Origin of the sequence: Pseudoalteromonas aliena SW19 (genome assembly GCF_014905615.1) — a bacterium.
Taxonomy (GTDB): Bacteria; Pseudomonadota; Gammaproteobacteria; order Enterobacterales; family Alteromonadaceae; genus Pseudoalteromonas; species Pseudoalteromonas aliena.
In genome coordinates this window covers 191,779-211,434 of sequence record NZ_AQGU01000022.1, presented here as the reverse complement: position 1 = coordinate 211,434, position 19,656 = coordinate 191,779, and the positions used below count along the sequence as shown (strand labels likewise).

Genomic DNA, 19,656 nt, shown 5'->3' with positions numbered 1-19,656 from the left:
GTTTGCAATGAGTATTGAAATTAAAGTACCAGATATCGGTGGCGATGAAGTTGAAGTAACCGAAATTCTAGTAAGTATTGGCGATAAAGTAGATGTTGACCAATCATTACTAACTGTTGAAGGCGATAAAGCCTCAATGGAAGTGCCTGCTGCGCAAGCGGGGACTGTGAAAGAGATTAAAGTAAACGTTGGTGATACAGTAACAACTGGCTCTTTAGTCTTTTTGTTTGAAGGCGAGAGTGAAAGCACTGGTGAAGAAAAAGCATCAGCCGCTGCTCCAGCTAAATCTGAAGAGGCAGCACCTGCTGCTTCTATAGGTTCTTCAACTAAAGAAGTAACCGTACCAGATATTGGCGATGACGAAGTTGAAGTAACTGAAATCATGGTTGCTGTTGGCGACACCGTTGAAGAAGAGCAATCTATCTTAAACGTTGAAGGCGACAAAGCCGCAATGGAAGTGCCAGCGCCGTTTGCTGGAACAGTTAAAGAAATTAAAGTGGCCGCTGGCGACAAAGTAAAAACAGGCTCACTTGTGTTTGTTTTTGAAGTAGCAGGAAGTGAATCTGCGGCACCAGCTAAAGAGTCGGCTCCTGTAGAAGCGCCAGCAGCTAACTCAACAGAAAACGCAGCACCAAGTACTAAAGAAGTGAATGTACCTGATATTGGTGGCGATGAAGTTGAAGTAACTGAAATTATGGTTGCAGTTGGTGATACGGTTGAAGAAGATCAATCAATCTTGAACGTTGAAGGCGACAAAGCGGCAATGGAAGTACCAGCTCCATTTGCAGGTACAGTTAAAGAAATTAAAGTAGCCGCAGGCGATAAAGTATCGACTGGTTCATTGATTTTTGTATTTGAAGTTGCAGGCAGTGCGCCAGCAGCATCTGCACCCGCTGAAAAATCAGCACCTGCAGCTAAAACTGAGTCGGCACCGGCTCAAGCAGCACCTGCAAAAGCAGGTAATGAAAGCTTCACAGAAAACAGCGCGTATGCTCATGCATCGCCAGTTGTTCGCCGTTTAGCGCGTGAGTTTGGTATTAACCTAGCTAACGTTAAAGGCACTGGTCGTAAAAATCGAGTGGTTAAAGAAGACGTGCAAAACTATGTTAAAACATTAGTTAAGCAAGTTGAATCTGGTCAACTATCAGCAGGTAGTAATGCTGGTGGTAGTGAGCTTGGTTTAATTCCATGGCCTAAAGTCGATTTTGCTAAGTTTGGTGAAATTGAAGAGAAAAAACTATCTCGCATTCAAAAGCTATCAGGCAAAAACTTACACCGTAACTGGGTACAAATCCCACACGTTACACAGTTTGACGAAGCTGACATCACAAGTCTTGAAGTATTCCGCAAAGAGCAAAATGCACTTAGCGAGAAGAAAAAGCTGGGCGTTAAAATCACACCACTTGTGTTTGTGATGAAAGCAGCGGCTAAAGCACTTGCAGATTTCCCAACGTTTAACTCTTCACTGTCTAACGACGGCGAAAGCTTAATCCTTAAAAAGTACATTAACATTGGTGTTGCAGTTGATACGCCAAATGGTTTAGTTGTACCAGTGTTTAAAGATGTTGATAAAAAAGGCATTATTGAGCTATCGCGTGAATTAATGGAAGTATCTGTTAAAGCACGTGACGGTAAGCTTACATCGTCTGATATGCAAGGTGGCTGTTTTACTATTTCTAGCCTAGGCGGTATTGGCGGAACGGCATTTACGCCGATTGTTAATGCACCAGAAGTGGCTATTTTAGGTGTATCTAAATCTGAGATGAAACCTAAATGGAATGGTAAAGAGTTTGAACCTAAGCTAATGGTTCCGCTGTCTATGTCATACGATCATAGGGTTATTGACGGCGCATTAGCAGCACGCTTTACTGTAACGCTTGCAAGCTACATGAGTGATATTCGTCAGTTAGTGATGTAACCAATTTAATAAAATTGGTGTACGCAATTAAATAAAATCAAATCCCAGCCAGTTGTTTTTAGCTGGGATTTTTACTATATGCAATGATACAATCTTTGCACTATTTGTGAATTGCTCTGATTTTCTGCCTTGCAGAAACATGGCAGTTAAATTTTAGGGCAATGTCCCGTTCAAACGATTAAGGTAAAAGCATGAGCAACGAATTAAAAACTCAAGTTGTTGTACTAGGCGGTGGTCCTGGTGGTTATTCTGCGGCTTTCCGTGCTGCTGACTTGGGCTTGGAAGTTACATTAGTAGAATCTCGTGAAACATTAGGCGGCGTATGTCTTAATGTTGGTTGTATTCCTTCAAAAGCACTTTTACACGTAGCTAAAGTGATTGATGATGCGGCTGAAATGTCATCTCATGGTGTTACTTTTGGCGCACCAAAAATAGATTTAGACCAAGTTCGTACTTGGAAAGATTCTGTCGTTGGCCAGTTAACTGGTGGACTAGAGGGCATGGCTAAAATGCGTAAAGTGAAAGTCGTATCTGGTTACGGCAAATTCACTGGCAGCAATACTTTAGTTGTTGAAGGTACTGACGGTGCTACAACTATCACGTTTGATAACGCGATTATAGCGGCGGGCTCTAAACCGGTTAACTTACCTTTCATCCCACAAGATGACCGTGTAATTGATTCAACTGGTGCATTAGAACTTAAAGACGTACCAGAAAAACTACTTGTTTTAGGTGGTGGTATTATAGGTCTTGAAATGGGCACGGTTTATCGTGCACTAGGTTCTGCAATTGATGTTGTAGAATTTGCTGATCAATTAGTACCAGCGGCTGATAAAGACATTATCAAAATTTACCAAAAATACGTAAGCAAAAAATTCAACGTAATGCTTTCAACAAAAGTTGTTGGCGTTGAAGCTAAAAAAGACGGCTTATACGTAACATTTGAAGGTAAAAACGCACCAGCAGAACCGGTACGTTACGACAAAGTACTTGTTGCAGTTGGCCGTACTCCAAACGGTAACTTACTTGATGCTGAAAAAGCGGGCGTAAATGTTGATGAGCGTGGCTTTATTAATGTTGATAAGCAATTACGTACTAACGTAAGCCATATTTTTGCAATTGGTGACTTAGTTGGCCAACCTATGCTTGCGCATAAAGCGGTTCATGAAGGCCATGTTGCTGCAGAAGTTATTTCTGGTCAGAAGCATTTCTTCGACCCTAAATGTATTCCTTCAATTGCGTATACAGACCCAGAAATCGCTTGGGTAGGTGTTACTGAGAAAGAAGCAAAAGAGCAAGGCTTGAGCATTGAAACTGCGGTATTCCCATGGGCAGCTTCTGGTCGTGCTATTGCATCATCTCGTACTGAAGGTTCTACTAAACTTATTTTTGATAAAGAAAGTGGCCGTATAATCGGCGGTGCTATGATTGGTATTAACGCGGGCGAAATGCTTGGCGAAATCGGTCTAGGTATTGAAATGGGTGCAGATGGTGAAGACTTAGCGCTTACTATTCATGCTCACCCTACATTGAACGAATCAATCGGCCTTGCAGCTGAAATTTTTGAAGGTTCAATCACTGACTTACCAAACAAAAAAGCAGTTAAAAAGAAGAAGTAATTTAACTTTTTAGTATTTGCTTGAAAAACCCAACTTCGGTTGGGTTTTTTTATGTCTATTTTTAACCTAGATAAATATAAGATTAAATAACAAGAAGTCGTTACAATGCGCGCTTAATTAATTGAAGGTAAATACAGTGAAAAACTCAGTTTTAGCATTACGCGCTCAACAAATAAGTGAATCCCGTCGCGAGTTTAATGCTCGAGGCGGTAAATTAGATCGCTGTGAGCAATGCTTAATAGCGAAGCACTACTGTATTTGTAAAGGTGTTGAACATGCCGATTGTGAGGCTGCTGTGTGCTTATTAATGTATCACAATGAAAGCTTTAAACCTTCAAATACAGGGCGTTTAATTGCTGAGATAGTACCAAATAACCACGCTTTTAGATGGGATAGAACAGATCCTAATCCAGCGCTTTTGGCCTTAATAAACGATTCTCAGTATCATCCGATGGTGGTTTTTCCCGCTGAGGATGTAGAAGAAGGTAGAGCCATTACAGAGGTTAATATTGAATCAGGTAAAAAGCCGCTATTTATATTTTTAGATGGTACATGGCGTGAAGCTAAAAAAATGATTCGTAAAAGCCCGTACTTAGATAACCTACCTGTGCTTTCTGTTACTGCTGAGAAACTATCTGATTATCGTCTAAGAGTTGCGCCTCATGCGCATCAATTAGGCACTGCCGAAGTCGCTATTATGGTGCTAGCGCTTGCAGGCGAAATGGATGCATCAACAAAGTTAGAGCAGCATTTCATCAAATTTCGTGATGCGTATTTACTCGGTAAGCGTAACAAAGGCCGGCCGTTAGAAGGTTAATGTTAAACACAGCTGTAGCTTTAACCTCGAAAGATAAATAATCTGAATTATAGATATTAAATTTATTATAAATCGCTATTGTCGTGTAAATTCGCCTTATTTCCACAAAAGCCTCATAATCAGAAATTAACATGTGTACCCCTGCATATAACTGTACTGGCAATAAAAAGCTAATTGACTGTAGATGAACAGCACTCTACTTTGCTTGAAAACTAAACATATTGCCGGAAATTTAATTTCATAGGTTAATACTAACCTATGAAATATTTGAATAATTCGATTTTTACGTTCTGAAATACACTTTCCTTAATTCCTCTTCCACTTGAAATCAGTTCTTTTTCATTGTTATTTTTTGTTTTGTTAGTTCTTTTTTATGCCGCTTGTCCCAGAAAACTGTCCTTCCGTACCACTTTTAGATAAATCAAATCACGTCTACTAGATATATATTTTTAAATTCATTAATGTTTACGAATGGTAAACAGGTTGTTGCAAGTTAATTAATCCATATTTAATTACATCGTAGTTTATTGACGCTTAGAATTTAAAAAGTAGTCATTGCACGGATATATTTAACTTCGTAATAAGGAGGTAACTAAAGGGCTCGATTAGTATAAAAATGAAAAGATAACGATTAAATAATCATATAATTTAGGAAATAGAAAATGAAATTAATAAAATTAAAAAAAACCGCAATTGCTACCGTTATATCGTTACAGCTTTTTGGTTTTAGCCAAGTTGCAACAGCTGATAGCAAGGTCCCGGAAATTTCACCAATCATGTACGACACACTGGGTGGCGGCTTAGAAGGAGCTCCGCTATTTATTGATGTTGGTTCGGATAGTTTTTTACTTGAGAAAGATAAGTGGCAGAGTATTCAAATGTTTGCGGAGTCGGCTGTTGGTCTACCAAATAGTGAGGCTGCATTTAGAAGCGCAACTCGCTATCCTAATAGCACACCATTGAATAATCATTATATTGCTCTAATGGGGACGTTTGGGTCTATCTATTCACTAGGAGAAAGCTGGAACCGTAAAATTTATCCAGATGCCATTAATCTTGCTACAAAATTAGCAAATTATTCGGATATCCATTTGGCGCTAATTCAACCTTTTATCAATGGATTAACTAGCTTACAGAACGCATCTTTAAGTGGAGATTTAACAGCAGCTGAACAAAACCGCCAAACTACCATTGCATTCCTTAACACCTTTATTAATTTTGTTGATGGCAACCTTACTTCAACAGAATTACTAGTGGACCAAATAATTGCTTTTCAGTCTGGTTTAACAACACAATCTGGTCAGCTTAATCAATCCGAGATGACTCTTGGCGATATTCTAAATAAAGAAGAGCCCGCTAATATTCGTTCCCGTATTGTTAAGTTAAAAGAAAAAATAGCAAAATTAAATGAGGATATTAGTGATAAGGAACGCGACATAGCTTTAACGGCTATTGGCGGTCCATTAGCCTTACTTATAGGCGGCAGCATTCAAGGTGCTCAGCTAGAAAGTTTGAAAGACGATGTTAAAGATATTGAATCTCAAATCTCAACTCAAAATAAAGAGCTGGCACATGCTAGCAAATTAGCAACCTCATATGAAGTCGCAAAATATCAAGTAGAAGGTATGAATACAAAAATAAAAGATGCACTTAGAAACGTACGTTCAATACAAGTGCACTGGCAAGCATTGCACAGCGATATGAGCTCGCTAAGGGACGTACTTAAAGAGTTAGACGGCGAGAATGGATTGCGTAACGCCAATGTTGTGGTTGCCGGTATTGTTTCATCACCACTTGCTAGTAATGCTAGCAACTCTTGGATAAACATCTCCAATAAAGCGAAAGCGTTCTTACAAAACGCATACCTTCCAATCTCAAAACAATAAACTAACCACTATTCAAACAGTTGCATTTTCAATCAACATAAGGAGTAATCTAGACTGGGTCTAGGTTATTTCCTTATGTTGTTATTTTTCTGCAACAGGGAGTTATTATGAAATATTCTTTACTCAGCTTATTAATAGGCTGTACTTTTGCGAGCCAAGCGGCCACATGGTCAGATTTATATCAGCTTAAATCTAGCGATAATTTACCTACTGTCACGATGAAAAGCCAGCAACGGGTTGATGATCAAAATTATTTGGTGTCAGCCCTTCACTTAAACCTTAATGACGTGCTAAATAACGCAAAGGATCACAGTACTATAGTGATTGCTGCCGACACGGTTGAAATTAATCGAAACATGCTATTTGATGCGCCAAACAAACGGATATTTATTGTTGCACGAAAAATCATAGGAAATGGCACTCTCAGTATTAATTTAGACACTCAAAAGGCGCAAGCATCGACGCTAGTGTTGGTAGCGGATTCTGTAGAAGCTAAAATTAATATTGTAACAGCGCACTCACCAAGTGACGGAGAGCTTGAGCGCTTTAGTGTTGAACCAAAGTCATTTGGTACACTTTATCAAGTTTTTCAAGGGAATAAGTTTACTAGGCCGATTTCGTCTGATCTGATTTCTTTGATTTCAGTCCATAAAGAATACATTTTAGATGTATTTGAAAAATCTTTTGATATGGCTGTCTCTATTTATGATCAAAACCCTGCATTGAGCCTCGAAATGTTAACTTGGGCTGAGTCTATTTTAAACTCAGCACACAGTGTCAGAGAGTCAACATCTCAGTCAAAGAACTTTTACTTGCAGCTTGCTAATTTTAAACAATTTTTATCTTACGCAACCATCAATGAAAATTATGTGCCTAGCTTATCTCTTGATTTTTACAAACTAACGCTTAAAACCTACATAGAGGCGATGGAAGCATATCAAGGCAGCTACAATAACTTTAAACAGCAAGGCCGTAGTTTAGAAAGTAAACGCCAAGATCTTACCCTGATGCAGAATAATTTATCTGACGTTGCTGCCGCTGAACAGCGTATTATTTCTCGTTCTGTGGAGCAACTTAACAGCTTAGTAAAAACGCTAGGTGAGCAAAAGAATTCGTTTCAAGCGCAAGATAACAATGTATTTGATTCAGCTTTAGTTTTTGAAACGGGGATCTCGGATTACAAACAAGACAAAATAAGCGAAATAGGCCTCAAGGTTATAGGGACTGTGGTCAATGCGGGAAAAGCACTTGCTGGCGCTGCAGGCGGTGACGTTAGCGGTTTGACAGAGCTGATTGCTAGCCTTCCGGAAACTATCAAAGAAATTAATGAGTTGAAAACCAAGATCGATGATATCGCCTCGTTAATGCAGCGAGTACAAACGGTTGGTGGTCAGCTAGATTCTTTATCGAAAAAGACAGCAAATCCTTTTTCTAGCAGCGAGTTAGCCTTTGAGTTTAACCGTCTTAATGCGCTTATTCCTACAAAAGAAGAGTCTAACCGTATCTGGGATGAGTTTTTAATTACGGCAAAAGCACAGATGAAAAAGGCTATTGATGAAGATATTGATGGGTCAAGCGATTACCTAGTTGCAATTGAAAAGCTAATTAATCATGGTAAAGCAATTGTGGCTGTTGAAATAGACGTAGCGCAAGAGCAATCTCGCCAGATTGACTTACGTATTACTGCCGATGCAAAGCTTAAGCAGATCAGCCGAATTGATGAGTTTCTACAAAACAATCTAAATAGTTTAGATGAAGTACAGCAAATGGAAGAGCAGTTATTCCGCACGCTAAACAATCTAAAACGACCTATTTTTGTAGCGTTGACTAACTATCAAGCCGCTTTTAATTATTGGTCGTTAGGCGAAGCTATTGTGACGCCAAGTCTTAATCAAACTTATCAGGAGTACCGCCGCGACCTTGCATTACTTCGTGAGCAAGAAGCTGCTTCATTGGAGAGGTTTAATCCACGACCACAAGACTTTATGCTCACGATTGATAACTTAAATGCGCCACAGCAGCTTGTAGATTTTGCGAAAGATGGTGAGATGAGTTTTACTTTATCATTAGATAATGCCAATTTTTCACAGTTTGATCGTGTGCGCTTAGATGAAGTAAATGTTGTAATTGAAGGTAATGAGTTAAGTGAAAATCAACGATATGACATAGAAGTGAGATCGAGTGGTCACTACCTAGATAGATTTAAAGGGCAGCCTTACCAATTTAGTGCTGAGTCACTTTATCGCTTAGTTAGCTACGAGTTGTTAGATAGCCAATTATCGCGTATTGCACTAATTACCAGTGGTGCAATTGCTGGTGATTACGCTATTAATTACTTTGAACCAACCCCTTTTACAACTTGGTCTATTAAGCTCAAACAACCAGAGTTATATGATTTAAGTAAAGTAGAAAATATTAAGGTATCGTTTAAGGGAAATGCCATCCCTAAACAATAAATAGAAGGCGTGTTTCTTTTTTGAGATTAAATTTGCAGTTGTGTGTTTGGTTTTTAAGTTAGGTTGAATCTCTGAGGTGTGGTTATTGCCAATAAATAGATGATGCGAGGCATAAATCCCAAACATACGCTGCAGCTAATTAACCTGAACTCTGATTAAGAGATTCACTAACGTATTGAATCATGGTGATATTTAAATTTACTTTCTCTAACCAGAGATTTTCAGTGAAAACAAGGCGAATTTACGCGTCAATAGCTGGCCTATTGCAAGTAAATTCAACGCAGTTAGCGCTGAAAATAGCTGCTCGAGATAGATTTATTATCCAGAATTTAGGTTAATTAGTTTGTTGAAATTTATTTGGGCTTCTAATCGGTTTGAATTTTAAGCAAAGAAAAGCGCGCTCTATCTCTAGGCGCGCTTGCGGAATCTTCTAATTTTGCATCCTGCAATTGAACTTAATCAACTCCAATTTTTACTAATCCATGTCTATTACTATATTACTTTTTAGTTCTATGTAATGTAGATCAATCCCGATCTATATCCTTTATTCCTAAACATCCTGTAGGGGTAAATACTATTACCAAATCCTCAATTGCACTTCCTAGTGCATCCATGTTTTAAGCAATCCCTTGTGTACCTAAAAAGGCCTGTCCATTTATTCTTTGAACGTCCTGTTAAACAACTAATCTGTGTTGTTATCCTTTTCGCGTCTTCCTGACGCTGTCCATATTGCAACATTCCATTGTGATACTCGTCCTGAGCCTGTCCTAAAATCCGTATTATCCTGAGTAACCTAATCATTGGTTGGTCGAGTAAGCAATCCATTTCCATTTACTCGTAAGCATCACTGCTTGGTTGATGAGTAAATTATAGGTGAATAAGGTAGTTAAACTAGGATAAAGCGGCATCAAATTGCAGCTAGTGCAACTGTGATTTTTTATTTGTTATTAAAATACAATGGGTTATTTTTTTTATGCTGCTTTTTTGTGTTACATTTTACTCATTTGCTGTCATATCCGTGAGAGATCTCCCACATGGTATTTCCATTTCAGGCGTTTCTGTCTATTTACAGCCATTTAAAGTGTGCACTTTATAGCGGTTCAAGATAGAATTATTTGATAATAGTTATTGTTTAGGTGAAATAATGAAGAAAGCACTTACTATCGTTTTGGGACTTGTTGTATCAGTACCTGCATTTGCAAATGACGTTGTTAATATTTACTCTTTTCGTCAACCGTACCTTATTCAACCCATTTTAGATGATTTTACAAAACAAACCGGTATAAAAACTAATGTTGTGTTTGCAAAAAAGGGCTTAATTGAACGCGTTAAACGAGAGGGGAAGCACAGTAAAGCCGATCTAGTTTTAACCTCTAATTTTAGTGCGCTTATTCAATTAGAAGACTTAAATTTAACGCAAAGAATAAAAAGCGACAGTGTCAATAAAAATGTGCCTGCAGCTTTTCGCGACACAGATGGTCAGTGGGTTGCATTAACAAAGCGCGTGCGAAATGTTTATTCGTCAAAAGAGCGTGTAGGCGCGTTACCAAACCTAACTTATGAAGATTTAGCAGACCCTAAATATAAAGGGCAAATTTGTACTCGTTCGGGGAAACATCCGTATAACTTAGGGCTTGTTGCATCTATGATTGCTCATCATGGTGAGGCAGAGACTAAAGTGTGGCTGGAAGGCGTTAAAAATAACCTAGCGCGTAAACCGCAAGGCAATGACCGTGCTCAAGTAAAGGCGGTTAAAGAGGGGTTGTGTAACTTAGCGTTAGGCAATAGCTACTATCTTGGTAAAATGTTACAAGATAAAGAACAAAAAGCATGGGCTGAGGCGGTGAATATTAATTTTCCGAATCAAAATAACCGTGGTTCGCACATAAATGTATCGGGTGCTGTTATTACAAAGTTCGCTAAAAACCCTGAAAATGCCTTGAAACTTATAGAGTATATGACCGACAATAAAGCACAAAACGTGTATGCCTCGCTTAATATGGAGTATCCGGTTAAGGCAGGTGTTGAATTATCAAGTTTGGTTGCGTCTTGGGGTAGCTTTAAGGAAGACAGTTTACCACTTGATGAGATCAGTAAATATCGTCCGTTAGCACTTAAGCTGATTGATGAGGTGAAGTTCGATCTTTAATGAATTATAATTTTAAGCTGTCTAAATGGCAGCTCTTTGCGTGGTCGACAGGCTTAATATTGTCGGCCCCGCTGCTCTTCCTCTTATTTGAATCCGTACAGGGCGACTCAGAGGTATTTACTCATCTCTGGAATACCGTACTTTGGGATTACATAACTAACACTGTGTTGCTGATTTTCGGCGTTTGTGTGCTCAGTTGTGTGATCGCATTGCCGCTTGGATGGCTAACTGCTTACTGTCGCTTTCCCGGTAAAAAACAGTTTGAATGGGCACTTATGCTGCCCCTTGCCATGCCTACCTATATTATTGCTTACGTATATACAGATTTATTAGATTACGCAGGCCCTGTGCAAATAACGTTGCGCAAGTGGTTTGGCTGGCAATCACCTAATGATTACTGGTTTTTTGATATACGCACATTACCAGGTGCCATAGTGATGATTGCTTTGGTTCTTTATCCGTATTTATTTTTGATTTTTAAAACAGCGCTTCGCGAACAATCGTTTAAATTAGTCCAAGCTAGCCAGTTAATGGGACTATCTCCTTGGAAAAGTTTTTTTAAAGTAAGTTTAGTACTCTCCAGAGGTGCAATTGTTGCGGCCCTTGCGCTCATTAGCATGGAAACGATGGCTGATTTTGCAACGGTCAGTTACTTTGCTGTAAGCACCTTAACGACCGCTGTTTACGATACATGGTTTGGTTATTACTCACTGACAGCGGCTGCAAAAATATCGGGTGTTATGCTATTACTTTTATTTTTAGCATTAATGGCTGAGCGCTTTAGTCGCCGTGATCAGGCCGTGTTTGAGCGCCAGTCGAGCGTTAACAGTGAATCGCTTTATATTTTAAAGGGTAAGTCAGGGTGGTTAGCCACTGCATTTTGTAGTTTTATTTTACTGATCTCTTTTGTGATCCCCATAGCGGTACTTATTAATTATGCCGTTACTTATTTTGGTAAAGCATGGAGCAGCGAGTTTTTTAGTTACGCTTGGCAAAGTTTAAAAGTAGCAGGAGTGGTGAGTTTAGTAACCATTACTTTGAGCATATTAGTGGTTTTTTATCAGCGCGTGGCAAAACAAACATACCCGCTTATTCCTGGACGCTTAGCAAGCACAGGCTATGCATTGCCTGGCACCGTACTTGCCATTGCGGTTTTATTACCGCTTACATTGTTAGAAAATACCATAAATACAGTACTCGAACCGTATAATTTAGACATAGGTTTGCTGCTTAGCGGCAGTGTTTTTACCATTATTATTGCTTATATTGTTAGGTTTTACGCTATTGCACACGGAGCGATAGAGTCGAGTTTTTTACGCATTAGTCCATCACTTGATATGGCAAGTCAGTCAATGGGTAAAAGCCAAGGGCAAACATTAAGGTTAATACACTTGCCTCTATTACGACGAGGTTTGCTTACTGCGGCGTTACTGGTATTTATTGAATGTATGAAGGAGCTGCCAGCGGCATTACTACTTAGACCCTTTGGTTTTGAAAGTTTGGCGACTCACGTATTTCAGTATGTAAGTGATGAGCAACTAGAGCTGGCCTCCATATCTGCTTTATTTATTGTGATTGTGGGCTTTATTCCTTTGTATTTTATTAACCGTTCTATGGAGCAACGTAGTTAAATGAGTAGTTTAATTTTACAAGGCGTAAGTTATCACTATAACGACACCCAAGTGCTTCATGATCTAGATTTAACGGTTGGTAAAGATGAAATAGTGTGTTTACTTGGGGCCAGTGGTTGTGGAAAAACAACGACACTTAAAGCGATCGCAGGATTAATTGAAACGAGCCAAGGCCGTATTTTTATAGATGGTAAATTGGTGAGTGATGAAAGCTCATTTATTTCACCAGAGCATCGTAACATTGGCATGATGTTTCAAGATTATGCGTTATTTCCACATTTAACAGTCGCTAATAATATCGCATTTGGGCTAAGTTCAATGGATAAAGCCCAGAAGCAGCAACGTGTTGATGAAATGCTTAAACTTGTGCATTTAATTGGCTGTGCCGACAGGTTCCCGCATCAGTTATCGGGTGGTCAACAGCAACGTGTTGCTATAGCTAGAGCACTTGCTTATAGGCCGAGTTTATTACTCCTTGATGAGCCTTTTTCTAATATAGATACTCAAGTACGTTTTGAGTTAATCGCTGATATCCGGCGAATTATTAAAACATCTCAAGTGTCTGCTGTATTTGTGACACATTCAAAAGAGGAGGCATTTGCCTTTTCAGATACACTTGCCATTATGCATCGCGGAAAAATTGCTCAACAAGGCTCGCCAGAGCAGCTTTTTTCAATGCCAAGTTCAAAGGAGGTTGCGCAGTTTCTGGGTCAAGGCATATACTTAAGCGCAGAAGTATTAACGGCAACTGAATACAGTACTCCGTTTGGCTTAGTTAAATCGTATATTGCGCATGAACATACTGCAAAAGCAGGGGAAATATATGTTCGTCCTCACCAAATAGAGTTAGTGAGCGACAATATACATAATGAACAAAGCGAGCGAGCAACAATATTAAGCAGTCGCTTTATTGGCTCTGCGTATGTTTATACGGTTGTTATTGCTGAACAGGAAATTGAAGTTGCTGCACAATATGGCCAATCATTTGATAAAAATGAGCAGGTTATAATAAAAATAAAACCTCACACGGTGAATTTTTTCGAATCATAACTAATTTGTTATTCGCTGTGTTAATCCGTTTATAAGCTAAGGAATGACAATGGCGCAAGCGCAGTCGGGGATTTGTGCTGAGGCAAACTTACACGGTTTGCATTTATTTTTTAATGTGTTTGATGGCCAAGATGAGTCTCTGCGCGCAAAACTAAAGCAAGTTAGTGCAATAGAAGAAGAGTTTAGCGACCAATTTTCTGAATCAATGCTGTCATGCATGCTTGCTATCGGCGCACAGTACTGGCCGCATATCTTGCCTGAATATATCCCAAGTGAATTACAGAGCTTTCCTAATATAAATCACAGCGATCATCATATGAGCGTGCAGCCGTGTGATTTATTTGTACAAATACGCTCAGACCGAGAAGACGTTAATCATTTATTTGCACTGCAAATTTTAAAATTATTTGCCCCCGATGTTGAGCTGGTGGAGCAAATTCGTAATTTTCGGTTTTTGGATGGCCGAGATTTTAACGGCTTCATTTATGGAGGCGACACAGCCCTTGGAAGAAAGAAACGTGCTACGGCCCTTGTAAATAAACAGGGGAGCTTTGAAGATCAAGGCAGCTATATTCATGTGCAGCGTTATAAGCACGATTTAACAATGTGGCAGCACTTATCATTGAGTGAGCAAGAGCAAATAATGGGGCGTACGCGTCTTGATAATACGCTTATTACACCTACTGTAGAAACCTCTCATGCTGTGCGTAGCGAGCTAAAAGACGAAAGCGGGCAACCGCTATTATTAAATCAGAGCATGCCTTACGGTGATGTTTACGAGCAAGGGATGTTATCTATTTCCTGCGCCTCGACAGGAACAGCATTTGAAAAAGTACTGAAAAGCCGTTTAGGTGAGAAAGAGTGTTATGATCAGTGGCTTGATTTCACTCAAGCCGACATGGGATCTGCTTTTTTTGCACCCTCTATAGGATTTTTAAAGCAGCTTTAATTTTTTAGCTTGTTATACCAACCGGTATAAATATCTGAACAAGTTAACGAATTAAATCACTCTATAACGTTGTTAAAAATTTTTTATTTAGAACAACTAGATATAAAAATCCTTGCCTAGTTATAGCGCAATTTCCTTATCGTTAAATAGACCCCATATATAAGCCGGTTGGTATTAAACGTTATCGAATAATAGTCTTACGCGCTCTAGTGTGACGTCTATTTCAGATATTTTTGCAGGTGCAATGAATATTGTATCGTCGCCTGCAATGGTCCCTAGCACGCCATCTGCTTTACCTAACGAATCGAGTAAACGCGCAATAAGTTGAGCAGCCCCTGGGCTTGTGCGAATAATGATCATCATTTCGTTGTGCATAATGTCGATTACTAATTGGCGTAATGGGCTCTTTGCCGTAGGAACGCCCATTTCTGCAGGTAAACAGTAGACCATTTCTTGTTTAGCGTTACGTGTACGTACCGCACCAAACTTACTTAGCATCCGAGATACTTTGCTTTGGCTGATATTATCAAAACCTTGCTCTTTTAACGCGTCAACTATTTCGCCTTGAGAGCCAAAGTTCTCTTCTTTTAAAAGTGATTTAAATGCTTTTACCAGTGCTTCTTGTTTATCTTGCGGTTGCATAGTCTTTATTCATTTTTGTTATTTATGTCGTAAATTCTACACAATAATGAATAATTATGCAGTAGTTGTTTAGTTAACTTGCCAGTTTGATGCGATAAACCAATAAAGTTTACAACTATGGTCGAAAATATACCTGAAATACACAGGATAAATTTGTTTTTAGTCGCTAATTTCATTATCTTAAGAGCCACAAATATTTCCTACCTCAAATGACGGAGAATTCCAATGAAAGTTGCTGTATTAGGTGCTGCAGGCGGTATCGGCCAAGCGTTGTCTTTATTATTAAAAACAGGCTTACCAGCTGGCTCTGAATTATCACTTTATGATGTTGCACCAGTAGTACCAGGTGTTGCGGTTGACCTTTCTCACATCCCAACAGATGTTAAAGTAGCAGGTTTTGGCGCAGATGAACTAAACAAAGCGCTTGAAGGCTCTGACATCGTTCTTATTCCAGCGGGTATGCCACGTAAACCAGGCATGGACCGTGCTGATTTATTTAATGTGAATGCTGGTATCATCAAAACGTTAGCAGAAGGCATTGTTGCTAGCTGTCCTAAAGCGTTAGTTGGTATTATTACTAACCCAGTAAACGGCACCGTTCCAATTGTTGCTGAAGTATTCAAAAAAGCGGGTACTTACGACGCTAAACGCGTATTCGGTATTACTACGCTTGACGTTATTCGTTCAGAAGCATTTGTTGCTGAGCTAAAAGGCGTAGACGTAGCAACAGTGAAAGTACCAGTAATTGGTGGTCACTCTGGCACAACTATCCTGCCTCTACTTTCTCAAGTTGAAGGTGTTTCTTTCACTGATGAAGAGGTTGCTGCACTTACTCCACGTATCCAAAATGCAGGTACTGAAGTTGTAAATGCTAAAGCAGGCGGTGGTTCAGCTACGTTATCTATGGGCGCTGCTGCTGCTCGTTTTTGTATGTCTTTAGTTAAAGGCCTACAGGGTGAAGACGTTGTAGATTACGCGTACGTTGCTGTTGAAAATGGCGATGCAGAGTACTTTGCACACCCAGTACGTTTAGGTAAAAACGGCGTAGAAGAAATCCTTTCTTACGGCGAACTAAGCGCATTTGAAACAAAAGCAAAAAATGACATGCTTGAAACACTGAAAAAAGACATCAAAGAAGGTGTTGATTTCATGGCGTAATAGCCGGTTTGAGCAACAAAAAAGCCTGCATTTGCAGGCTTTTTTTTGCTCAGAATTAAGTTCACACTGTGTAACTAGTGGTCGCGATTAACCGCAATTCGAGCAAGGCTTATAAGAGCTTGCTTATAGTCAGACTCAGCTAAAAAGTCTAAACAGGCAATGGCTTTGTCTGCTTCAAGCTCTGCTTTTTGCATTGTAAATTCTAGCGCGTTGGTTTGTTTAAGTGTAGATAAAATTTCTTCTAAATGATCCATGCCATTACTGTGCTCTATTGCATCACGAATGAGTTGTGTTTGTTGCTCATTACCGTGCTGCATAGCATAAATAAGCGGAAGCGTTGGCTTACCTTCAGCTAAATCATCGCCAATGTTTTTACCTAATTGGTCGGCATCTGCGTTGTAATCGAGTACATCATCTACTAACTGAAACGCGGTGCCTAAATGCATGCCGTAAAGGTTCAGTGCATCAAGCGTAGCTTGATCTTGCTCTGTAATGATCGCAGCAAGGCCGGTGGCTGCTTCAAACAACTTAGCTGTTTTAGAGTAAATAACCTGCATATAGCTAGCTTCAGTTGTATCTGGGTCATTACAGTTCATTAATTGCAGTACTTCACCCTCAGCAATTATATTGGTTGCATCGGCAAGTATTTGCATAATTTGCATTTTGCCTAGGCCAACCATTAGCTGAAATGAGCGAGTGTAAATAAAATCACCTACAAGTACGCTAGCAGCATTGCCAAATTCAGCATTTGCAGTAGGCGTGCCACGACGCAAGTTTGATTCATCTACAACATCATCATGTAATAGCGTTGCTGTATGAATAAACTCAACAATTGTCGCAAGCGTTATATGATCTTTACCCTGATAACCGAGTGCTTTGGCTGCTAAAATAGCTAACATTGGACGAACACGCTTGCCGCCACTATTAACTATATACAAACCAAGCTGGTTAACTAACGCCACATCTGAACGCATTTGCGCATGTATAAGTTGATTGACGTCATTCATATCGCTTTTGATTAACGCCTGGATAGCTTGTATATCCATTGATCTCCGAGCCAATTTTTATGTGTGAACGGCGCAGATTGTACAACAAAAAATGCACTAGCTCGATATTTTGTGACGATTGATTGAAAAAACACTATTAAAGTACTGAATAGAGGCTTAATTTGGCAAAGTAACTGATTAATTGATAATCAAAATGCACTGTCAGTTAAGTTTAATTATTATCCTGTAACGCTCCTAGTTAGCTGCGATAGTTTATTTTAGCTAATGGTTAAAAAGCACTTGGCAAAAGGGCTAATTAATATAAAATGAAGGAAATAATGAATTGTCCTCAATGCAGCTACTTTTTATTCGTTTTAATTACAAAATAGGGTTGCTAGTTTTTTTGCATTAGCGTAAACTTCGCGCCCTATCGAAGAATATTTTAGTTGCGCCGATTTGAGGGCGCACAGACGGAGTTAATTATGTACGCGGTTTTCCAAAGTGGTGGTAAACAGCATCGTGTGACTGAAGGTCAAACGATTCGTCTTGAAAAATTAGACGTTGAAACTGGTGCGGCAGTTGAATTTGATTCAGTGCTTTTAGTTGCTGATGGTGAAAAGATTGAGATCGGTGTACCGTTCGTAAACGGTGGCAAGATAACAGCTGAGGTTGTTTCACATGGTCGCGGTGAAAAAATTAAGATTGTTAAATTTAGACGCCGTAAGAACTCTCGTAATCAAATGGGCCATCGTCAATGGTTCACTGAAGTTAAAATCACTGGCATTAGCGCTTAATTAGAGGTACTTAGAAATGGCACATAAAAAAGCAGCTGGTAGTACTCGTAACGGTCGCGATTCAGAAAGCAAACGCCTAGGTGTTAAGCGTTTTGGTGGCGAATCAGTTCTAGCGGGTAGCATCATTGTACGTCAGCGTGGAACTCGTTTTCACCCGGGCACTAACGTAGGTATCGGTAAAGACCACACTATCTTCGCAAAAGCAGATGGTAAAGTTCAATTTGAACAGAAAGGTCCTTTAAACCGTAAATACGTAACTATCGTAACTGAGTAATCAGTAAGGTAGTTAAAAAACCCCGCCTTTGCGGGGTTTTTTGTTTTCAGTTCTTTTATAATATATACCCAAGTGTTTTTTCGTTGTGTGCTCTAAAGGCTACTTCGGTATATAATAGTTAAATTAACAAGCCAATCCCTAAAGTGAGTAATCATGAAGTTTGTAGATGAAGTAGAAATTCGCGCAGAAGCTGGTGACGGTGGCAGCGGCATCGTGTCTTTCCGTCGTGAAAAATATGTTCCTGATGGTGGACCTGATGGCGGTGACGGTGGAGACGGTGGTAGTGTTTATCTACAAGCTGATGAAAACTTAAATACCCTTATCGATTATCAATTTGAGCGCTTTCACAGAGCTGAACGCGGTACAAATGGTCGTAGCCGTAATTGTACTGGCAGAAAAGCAGATGATCTGTTTGTTATGGTGCCGGTTGGTACGCGTATCATGGATGTTGAAACGCAAGAAGGGCTTGGCGATTTAACTCAACATGGTCAAAAAATTCTAGTTGCAAAAGGCGGTTTCCACGGCTTGGGGAATGCGCGTTTTAAATCAAGTACTAACCGAGCGCCTCGTCAAAAAACATTAGGTACACCAGGCGAAGTACGTAACCTGAAGCTAGAGCTACTGCTATTAGCTGATGTAGGCTTACTAGGCTTGCCAAATGCAGGTAAGTCGACATTCATACGTAGTGTATCTGCAGCTAGACCGAAAGTGGCTGACTATCCATTCACCACGCTTATACCTAACTTAGGTGTTGTACGCCCTGAGGCAAATAAATCATTCGTTATTGCCGATATACCAGGCTTAATCGAGGGGGCTTCTGATGGTGCTGGTCTAGGAATACAATTCTTAAAGCATTTAGAGCGTTGTCGTGTGCTATTACATATCATTGATTTACTGCCAGCAGATGGTTCAAATCCTATTGATAATGCTTTTGCAATAATTAATGAACTGCATCAGTACAGTCCAAAATTAGCTGAAAAGCCACGTTGGTTGGTATTCAACAAAATAGATTTGTTACCTGAGGATGAAGCAAAAGCTTTATGCGAAAAAATAGCTGAAGAGCTTGGAGAGACTGAAAATATTTATAACATTTCAGCGATTAATAAACTCAATACTCAGCCTTTAATTCACAACATCATGACGTTATTAGATAGCATGCCGAAAGAAAAGTTTGCTGAAATAAAAGATGAAGAAATTGAGTTTAAGTGGGACACTTATCATAAAAAAGCCACTAAAGGCGACGATGATGATTGGGATGACTGGAATGAAGATGATTACGACGTGGAAGTTGTCTACGAGCGTTAATTACAGTTAATTATATAAAAGG

At 39.5% G+C, this 19,656-nt stretch carries 16 protein-coding genes; 13 read left to right on the top strand and 3 right to left on the bottom strand.

What is annotated here, in order from left to right; translation table 11 throughout:
- Positions 1-7 precede the first annotated feature (7 nt).
- The 9 genes from aceF (at position 8) to PALI_RS03120 (ending at position 14,475) form a co-directional block, all read left to right on the top strand.
- Positions 8-1,918, top strand: coding sequence for a pyruvate dehydrogenase complex dihydrolipoyllysine-residue acetyltransferase (aceF, locus tag PALI_RS03160; protein WP_193154896.1), 1,911 nt, complete (start codon positions 8-10; stop codon positions 1,916-1,918).
- A gap of 191 nt (positions 1,919-2,109) precedes the next feature.
- Positions 2,110-3,537 carry a dihydrolipoyl dehydrogenase gene (gene lpdA, locus PALI_RS03155; RefSeq protein ID WP_193154895.1) on the top strand — a complete coding sequence of 476 codons (1,428 nt, stop codon included), beginning with the start codon at positions 2,110-2,112 and terminating at the stop codon, positions 3,535-3,537.
- A gap of 136 nt (positions 3,538-3,673) precedes the next feature.
- Complete coding sequence (locus PALI_RS03150; RefSeq protein ID WP_193154894.1) at positions 3,674-4,354, top strand: tRNA-uridine aminocarboxypropyltransferase; 681 nt, start codon at positions 3,674-3,676, stop codon at positions 4,352-4,354.
- A 662-nt stretch (positions 4,355-5,016) separates the two neighbouring features.
- Positions 5,017-6,240, top strand: coding sequence for an alpha-xenorhabdolysin family binary toxin subunit A (locus PALI_RS03145; RefSeq protein ID WP_193154893.1), 1,224 nt, complete (start codon positions 5,017-5,019; stop codon positions 6,238-6,240).
- A gap of 107 nt (positions 6,241-6,347) precedes the next feature.
- Complete coding sequence (locus PALI_RS03140; RefSeq protein WP_193154892.1) at positions 6,348-8,696, top strand: hypothetical protein; 2,349 nt, start codon at positions 6,348-6,350, stop codon at positions 8,694-8,696.
- 1,144 nt (positions 8,697-9,840) lie between these two features.
- Positions 9,841-10,845 (top strand): Fe(3+) ABC transporter substrate-binding protein, encoded by a 1,005-nt coding sequence (locus tag PALI_RS03135; RefSeq protein ID WP_077536912.1) that lies wholly within the window; start codon positions 9,841-9,843, stop codon positions 10,843-10,845.
- A complete protein-coding gene (locus tag PALI_RS03130; protein WP_193154891.1) occupies positions 10,845-12,476 on the top strand; it encodes an ABC transporter permease in 1,632 nt (543 codons plus the stop codon). Before PALI_RS03135 ends, PALI_RS03130 begins: the two co-directional genes overlap by 1 nt.
- Positions 12,477-13,526, top strand: coding sequence for an ABC transporter ATP-binding protein (locus PALI_RS03125; RefSeq protein WP_193154890.1), 1,050 nt, complete (start codon positions 12,477-12,479; stop codon positions 13,524-13,526). It begins immediately after the preceding gene.
- A gap of 49 nt (positions 13,527-13,575) precedes the next feature.
- Positions 13,576-14,475 carry a Dyp-type peroxidase gene (locus PALI_RS03120; RefSeq protein ID WP_077536915.1) on the top strand — a complete coding sequence of 300 codons (900 nt, stop codon included), beginning with the start codon at positions 13,576-13,578 and terminating at the stop codon, positions 14,473-14,475.
- A gap of 174 nt (positions 14,476-14,649) precedes the next feature.
- On the opposite strand, the gene argR is transcribed toward PALI_RS03120, so the two are convergent.
- Positions 14,650-15,117: a transcriptional regulator ArgR gene (gene argR / locus PALI_RS03115; protein ID WP_024611653.1), complete on the bottom strand. Its 468-nt coding sequence runs from the start codon at positions 15,115-15,117 to the stop codon at positions 14,650-14,652.
- Between the two features lie 5 nt (positions 15,118-15,122).
- Entirely contained in the window at positions 15,123-15,308 is a 186-nt protein-coding gene (locus PALI_RS03110; protein WP_125825543.1) for a hypothetical protein, read from the bottom strand.
- A 34-nt stretch (positions 15,309-15,342) separates the two neighbouring features.
- Between PALI_RS03110 and mdh the strand changes: the two genes are divergently transcribed.
- Positions 15,343-16,275 (top strand): malate dehydrogenase, encoded by a 933-nt coding sequence (gene mdh / locus PALI_RS03105; RefSeq protein ID WP_193154889.1) that lies wholly within the window; start codon positions 15,343-15,345, stop codon positions 16,273-16,275.
- A 74-nt stretch (positions 16,276-16,349) separates the two neighbouring features.
- On the opposite strand, the gene ispB is transcribed toward mdh, so the two are convergent.
- Complete coding sequence (gene ispB, locus PALI_RS03100) at positions 16,350-17,321, bottom strand: octaprenyl diphosphate synthase (protein ID WP_193154888.1); 972 nt, start codon at positions 17,319-17,321, stop codon at positions 16,350-16,352.
- Between the two features lie 422 nt (positions 17,322-17,743).
- Between ispB and rplU the strand changes: the two genes are divergently transcribed.
- The 3 genes from rplU (at position 17,744) to cgtA (ending at position 19,634) form a co-directional block, all read left to right on the top strand.
- A complete protein-coding gene (gene rplU / locus PALI_RS03095; RefSeq protein ID WP_024611650.1) occupies positions 17,744-18,055 on the top strand; it encodes a 50S ribosomal protein L21 in 312 nt (103 codons plus the stop codon).
- Between the two features lie 16 nt (positions 18,056-18,071).
- A complete protein-coding gene (gene rpmA, locus PALI_RS03090) occupies positions 18,072-18,329 on the top strand; it encodes a 50S ribosomal protein L27 (protein ID WP_002957747.1) in 258 nt (85 codons plus the stop codon).
- A gap of 153 nt (positions 18,330-18,482) precedes the next feature.
- The gene (gene cgtA, locus PALI_RS03085) at positions 18,483-19,634 is read left to right on the top strand and encodes an Obg family GTPase CgtA (RefSeq protein WP_077536917.1); all 1,152 of its coding nucleotides are present in this window, start codon (positions 18,483-18,485) and stop codon (positions 19,632-19,634) included.
- Positions 19,635-19,656 lie beyond the last annotated feature (22 nt).

What these genes read in the sequence shown, in the direction of transcription:
- aceF (WP_193154896.1), top strand. Translation starts at nt 8, where the DNA reads ATGAGTATTGAAATTAAAGTACCAGATATCGGTGGCGATGAAGTTGAA.
- lpdA (WP_193154895.1), top strand. Translation starts at nt 2,110, where the DNA reads ATGAGCAACGAATTAAAAACTCAAGTTGTTGTACTAGGCGGTGGTCCT.
- PALI_RS03145 (WP_193154893.1), top strand. Translation starts at nt 5,017, where the DNA reads ATGAAATTAATAAAATTAAAAAAAACCGCAATTGCTACCGTTATATCG.
- PALI_RS03140 (WP_193154892.1), top strand. Translation starts at nt 6,348, where the DNA reads ATGAAATATTCTTTACTCAGCTTATTAATAGGCTGTACTTTTGCGAGC.
- PALI_RS03135 (WP_077536912.1), top strand. Translation starts at nt 9,841, where the DNA reads ATGAAGAAAGCACTTACTATCGTTTTGGGACTTGTTGTATCAGTACCT.
- PALI_RS03130 (WP_193154891.1), top strand. Translation starts at nt 10,845, where the DNA reads ATGAATTATAATTTTAAGCTGTCTAAATGGCAGCTCTTTGCGTGGTCG.
- PALI_RS03125 (WP_193154890.1), top strand. Translation starts at nt 12,477, where the DNA reads ATGAGTAGTTTAATTTTACAAGGCGTAAGTTATCACTATAACGACACC.
- PALI_RS03120 (WP_077536915.1), top strand. Translation starts at nt 13,576, where the DNA reads ATGGCGCAAGCGCAGTCGGGGATTTGTGCTGAGGCAAACTTACACGGT.
- argR (WP_024611653.1), bottom strand. Translation starts at nt 15,117, where the DNA reads ATGCAACCGCAAGATAAACAAGAAGCACTGGTAAAAGCATTTAAATCA.
- mdh (WP_193154889.1), top strand. Translation starts at nt 15,343, where the DNA reads ATGAAAGTTGCTGTATTAGGTGCTGCAGGCGGTATCGGCCAAGCGTTG.
- ispB (WP_193154888.1), bottom strand. Translation starts at nt 17,321, where the DNA reads ATGGATATACAAGCTATCCAGGCGTTAATCAAAAGCGATATGAATGAC.
- rplU (WP_024611650.1), top strand. Translation starts at nt 17,744, where the DNA reads ATGTACGCGGTTTTCCAAAGTGGTGGTAAACAGCATCGTGTGACTGAA.
- rpmA (WP_002957747.1), top strand. Translation starts at nt 18,072, where the DNA reads ATGGCACATAAAAAAGCAGCTGGTAGTACTCGTAACGGTCGCGATTCA.
- cgtA (WP_077536917.1), top strand. Translation starts at nt 18,483, where the DNA reads ATGAAGTTTGTAGATGAAGTAGAAATTCGCGCAGAAGCTGGTGACGGT.